This window comes from Mesoflavibacter sp. CH_XMU1422-2, from assembly GCF_037029245.1.
GTDB classification, from domain to species: domain Bacteria; phylum Bacteroidota; class Bacteroidia; order Flavobacteriales; family Flavobacteriaceae; genus Mesoflavibacter; species Mesoflavibacter zeaxanthinifaciens.
On record NZ_JAYMEE010000046.1, the window covers coordinates 1 to 1,352 of the forward strand.

At 41.8% G+C, this 1,352-nt stretch carries 1 pseudogene; it reads left to right on the forward strand.

Annotated features, from left to right (window positions below):
- Positions 1 to 1,352, forward strand: a pseudogene (locus tag WA340_RS05940) (hypothetical protein); the annotation flags it as partial.

A 1,352-nucleotide genomic window follows, 5' to 3' on the forward strand; every position in this document is an offset into this window, starting at 1 on the left:
AACGGTACATCAGGAGCAACCTATACAGTAGAACATACTACAAGTGGAGTATGTCCAGCATCCACAACAGTAGATGTAACAGTATATCCATTAGAAGACCCAAGTTTTACGGCAACAGCGACTTGTGATGGTGCAACAGTAGCAATAACAGGAGACGTAGGCGGAACGTTTGCCTTAAACCCAGATCCAGGCGCACCAGTAACAATAGACGCAGCAACCGGAGAAGTAACAGGCGGCGATTACGGTACAACATATACGATAGAATATACCACAGCAGGACCATGTCCAGAAGTAAGCACGCAAACTGTTACCACGTTAACAGAAGATGATCCAAGCTTTACAATGATACCAAATTGTGATGGAGGAACTGTAGATACAGTAGCGATGCCAGGTGGGACGTATACGTTTAACCCAGCAGCACCAGCAGGCGATACCGTACAAATCAATCCATCAACAGGAGAAGTAACGATGGCAACTCCAGGAACAAGTTATACGGTAGAATATACCACAGCAACCCAATGTCCAGCAACAAGCACATTTGTATTAAATGTATTACCAGCAGACGATTCAAGCTTTACGTTAGACCCAACCTGTGACGGAGCAATAGCCACAATCACAGGTATGACAGGCGGAACCTTTACATTAACAAGTACAGGCGCAACGATAGATCCTACAACAGGAGAAGTAACAGGAGCATTACCAGGATCAACACATACTGTAGAGTATACGACTAACGGAGCATGTCCAACAACAACAACACAAAATGTGACTGTACATCCAGAGGTTATAGCAATAGATCCAACACCATTAGAAGTATGTGATGATAACATACCAGACGGTATCACACAAATCGATTTAACATTAAAAGATACCGAAGTTACAGGTGGTATAGCGAGTTATGTAGCAAGTTATTACTTAACATTACCAGAAGCAGAAACAGCTACAAACCCACTACCAATCCCATATACAAACTTAGCTAATGGTCAAATAGTTTATGTAAGAGTAGAAGACGCAAATACAGGATGTTATGATACCACTACGTTAGAGTTACAAGTAGAACAAGCACCAACAGCCTTTACACCAACAGCGTTAGAGTTTTGTGATCCAGACAGTGATGGTTTTGGAGAATTTATGTTAACCGATGCAGACACGCAAGTAACAGGCGGCGCAGCAGGATTAGTGGTTACGTATCATGAAACGATGAGTGATGCAGAGAACAATGTAAATGCCTTATCAAGTCCATACGATAACATTGTTTTTGAAACACAGACTATTTATGTAAGAGTAGAGAGTCAAACCATAGTAACAGACTGCGCAAGCTATGTCGAGTTACAGTTAATAGTAAATGAAAC